Annotated in this window: 1 protein-coding gene and 2 pseudogenes; 1 reads left to right on the forward strand and 2 read right to left on the reverse strand. The window is 60.4% G+C overall.

The window, feature by feature from the left end:
* Positions 1-43: 43 nt before the first annotated feature.
* Positions 44-265: pseudogene (locus KHO22_RS32210) on the reverse strand (transposase); the annotation flags it as partial.
* A gap of 234 nt (positions 266-499) precedes the next feature.
* Between KHO22_RS32210 and KHO22_RS32215 the strand changes: the two are divergent.
* Positions 500-1,741 carry an IS110 family RNA-guided transposase gene (locus KHO22_RS32215; protein ID WP_211951245.1) on the forward strand — a complete coding sequence of 414 codons (1,242 nt, stop codon included), beginning with the start codon at positions 500-502 and terminating at the stop codon, positions 1,739-1,741.
* A 25-nt stretch (positions 1,742-1,766) separates the two neighbouring features.
* Here the strand turns inward: KHO22_RS32215 and KHO22_RS32220 are convergent.
* Positions 1,767-2,840: pseudogene (locus tag KHO22_RS32220) on the reverse strand (IS256 family transposase); the annotation flags it as partial.
* Positions 2,841-2,895 lie beyond the last annotated feature (55 nt).

A 2,895-nucleotide genomic window follows, 5' to 3' on the forward strand; every position in this document is an offset into this window, starting at 1 on the left:
GGAGGTGTCAGGAATTTTGTGTGCTGAGGTCGGTTAAAGAATCTCAGCTCATGGCGGAGGTGAATCGCTCGCCAAACAGAATGGCGAACTGATTGACTGCTTGCCGCCAAGTGATAGGTGGCATCTTCCAATCCTTTTCGATGTTGCGCAAGGCCAGATACAGCAGTTTGCTGGCGGCTTCGTCGCTGGGGAAGTGGCCGCGATTCTTCACGATCTTGCGCAACTGCATGTGCATGCTCTCGATGGCGTTTGTAACCGGCATGATAGGAACCGGTGCCCCCTCTCCGCGCCGTGCAAATTGGTGTATGGTCCGACCATCCGGGACAGGGGCACCGGGGAGCACTTCGGGTGGGCAGGCCGTTCATATACGTTGAGCTGCGAGCTCGTGTTAGTAGTTGGCCGCCCCTGCGACCCGCCCGGTTGCGCTGCGAGCGCGAATCCGTAGTTGTCGTGCTGTCCCACCGGCTCCCATTTGTGATGTTTCCCATGGGAGACGCCAATGCGAGTGATAGGACTGGATGTATCGCGATCGGTGGCTGAGATTGCCTATCTGGACAACGGCCTGCTGCGCGCCGGTGGGCGCGTCGGACTGCGACGCGATGAGTTGAAACGCTTTGCTGCCAAGCTAAAGCCCGACGACCACGTGGTACTCGAGGCGACCGGCAATACGATCGCTATTGCGAATGTATTGAGAGGTCATGTCGGCAGAGTGATCGTCGCCAACCCGCTGCAAGTCCGTCTCATCGCTGAAGCCCGCGTGAAGACGGATAAGATCGACGCGGCGATCCTCGCGCAACTCTACGCGAGTGGCTTCCTGCCCGAGGTTTGGATTCCAGACGAGGCTACGCAAGCAATGCGACGGCAGGTGTCGCGCCGAGCCCAGATCGTGCGGCAGCGGACTCGGCTCAAGAATGAGATTCACGCTGTCCTTGCCGCACATCTCATCGAGCGGTGTCCCGCAACAGACCTGTTTGGCAAGAAAGGGCGGGCGTGGCTGAGCTGGCAGCAGCTACCCACGGATGAACGCATCGGGATCGACCAGCGGTTGCATGAGCTGGACCGGCTAGCCGAGGATCTACAGGAGGTCGAGCGCATCCTGGCCCAATCCGCTATTCAGGACGACAGGCTGCGCAAGCTCCTGACCATCACCGGCATCAACACCACCGTTGCGATCGGCTTACTCTCAGCCATCGGCGATATTGCTCGCTTTCGATCGCCGGAGAAACTGGTCAGCTACTTTGGCCTCAATCCTTCGGTCTACCAATCGGGCTTGCAACCAGCAAAGCACGGACACATCAGCAAGCGCGGACGCTCCTATGCGCGTGCCATGCTAGTCGAGGCTGCCTGGGCAGCAGCGCAAACGGCCGGCCCCATTCGTGCCTTCTTCTTGCGCATCCGGGATCATCGTGGACAGCAGATCGCGGCTGTTGCCACCGCGCGCAAGCTGGCAATAATCGTCTGGCACGTCCTCACGCGTAACGAATCCTTCGCGTGGGATCGCCCAGCGCTGACAGCGCGAAAGACCCGTGAGTTGGAATTACAGGCAGGCATGCCTCCTGCGCGCCGCGGTAGCCGCAAGGGATCTGCCGCCGCCTACAATCTGAAGTCCGTCCGGGATTTGGAGCGTGCAGTCGGCGAGCAAGCCGAGCAGGCTTACCAACGCCTGTTCTCGCGCTGGAAGCAAGCGCGGCCACAGGCAAGTGCGGTACGCGCTCCGTGGCCACCAATACGGACGCCATAGAGGAGTGGAAGAACATTGGGCGCTTGTCAACTTCATCCGTCGTATAAATGATTCGACGCACCTCGGGCGGATAGGCGAAGAAGGGAATCACCTGTTCCCATTGGCGCTGCCACATGGCCGCGACGGTAGGGAATTTGCGTCCCCACTCGCTCTGTGCAAATGTGTCGAGCGCTGCGGCCGCCGCCTCGGCCGTGGCGGCCTGGTAGATCGGCTTGAGCGCGGCAGCCAATGGCTTGCGGTCCTTCCAACTCGCCAGATTCAGCGAATTGCGGATTAGATGCACGATGCAGGTCTGGATTTGCGCGGCCGGATAGACCGCCTCGATCGCCTCGGGGAAGCCACGCAAGCCGTCGACCACTGCGATCAGGACGTCGTGCAAGCCGCGGTTCTTCAGTTCGTTGAAGACCTTCAGCCAGAACTTGGCACCTTCGGTTTGCTCGATCCACAGACCTAGCACTTCCTTGCGACCGTCGGCGCGGATGCCCAGCGCCAGGTAGACCGCCTTGTTCTTGACCGTGCCTTCGTCGCGAATCTTCAGTCGTAGCGCATCAAAGTACACGATCGGATACATGGCCTCGAGCGGGCGTTGCTGCCATTGCTCGACGTCAGCCAGCACCTCGTCGGTGACCGTGGAGATCAGATCGGGCGATACCTGCAGGCCGTACAGCTCCAGCAGATGGCCCTGAATCTCGCGCACGCTCATGCCGCGCGCATACATGCTGATGACGTGGTCGTCGAAGCCAGGCAGCCGGCGTTGATACTTGCCGACCAATTGGGGCTCGAACGTCGCCTGCCGATCGCGCGGAATGTCCAGTTTCAGCTCGCCGTTGGGCGTCAGGACCGTCTTGGGGCTGGTGCCGTTGCGGTGGTTACCGGCCTTGCCTTGCTCGGCCTCGTTCTCCAGATGGTGGCTCAACTCGGCGGCGAGCATACGCTCGGCCAACTGCTTCTTGAGCTGGCCGGCCAAGCCCGATTCGCCCAGGATCGACTCGGCATCCTTGCTCTGCACCTGGGCAAGCAGTTGATCGATCAGTTCATCGGGGAACAGCTTCGGTGCCTTCGGGTTCTTGCTCTTCTTGTTCACTGTTGTGTCGGTCATTGGACGTTTCCGTAATCGTCTCATGACCTCGACACACTAAAAATCTGACAGGCTC

This window comes from Cupriavidus yeoncheonensis (genome assembly GCF_905397275.1).
Lineage (GTDB): Bacteria > Pseudomonadota > Gammaproteobacteria > Burkholderiales > Burkholderiaceae > Cupriavidus > Cupriavidus yeoncheonensis.